The following is a 768-nucleotide window of genomic DNA, read 5'->3' on the forward strand; positions in this document are numbered from 1 at the left end:
GATTAATTTTGGTAAGAGGGTCACCGTTGCTGTCGATTTTACGCATCCGATTATCAAGGTCGAAGAATCCTGGCTGAAACATATCGGCTCCATCAAGTAAAAAACGGCTTAGAAGATGATGGAAAAGTATAACATAATATCAATATTTCAGACAGTTAAAACACTATTTGCGCTTGTTTTGCTGTAGTAATTATTCGAGAAACCCTTAACAGAACTGGTCAAAAAAGTTATCCTTTGCCCCAAATCTTTGCCTTGAAAAAGTCCAGATATTTCCTATGAATGTTTGCTTTTATCGACCTCTATTTCAAAATTTGAATTCCAACGATTCCTGAGAGTTGGCCTTATTTTCCACAAGGGGGGCACTGAAACATGAACCTAAAATCTACAATTAAGAACTTCCTGTCCAGATCATGAAACAAGTGACTGCCGGCATCATCATTGATAAGGGGAAGGTCTTTATAGCGCGGAGGGGGCCGAATAGCTCATTGCCAGGGGTATGGGAGTTTCCCGGTGGTAAAATTGAGGTAGGTGAAACACCCGAAGAATGCCTTAAAAGGGAGTTGCGTGAAGAGTTCAAGGTTGAGATTCAGGTCGGGGAATTTTACTGCGCATCGGCCTATCATTACGACCACGGGGCTATTTGCGTATTCCACTGAATCCGGCCACCCATTCCAGTCGAAACCGGCCAGTCAGTCCACGTGATTCCGGCCACCTATTCCAGTGAAACTGGCCAGGTGGTCGGAGCGAAGCGACGCTGTTATTTTTTCA

At 43.9% G+C, this 768-nt stretch carries 1 protein-coding gene; it reads left to right on the forward strand.

What is annotated here, in order from left to right; translation table 11 throughout:
* The first annotated feature begins 410 nt into the window (after nucleotides 1–410).
* Nucleotides 411–656 carry a (deoxy)nucleoside triphosphate pyrophosphohydrolase gene (locus JWH17_RS23240; RefSeq protein WP_205225086.1) on the forward strand — a complete coding sequence of 82 codons (246 nt, stop codon included), beginning with the start codon at nucleotides 411–413 and terminating at the stop codon, nucleotides 654–656.
* Nucleotides 657–768: the final 112 nt, after the last annotated feature.

It is taken from the genome of Desulfogranum marinum (genome assembly GCF_016918565.1).
GTDB classification, from domain to species: Bacteria; Desulfobacterota; Desulfobulbia; order Desulfobulbales; family Desulfobulbaceae; genus Desulfogranum; species Desulfogranum marinum.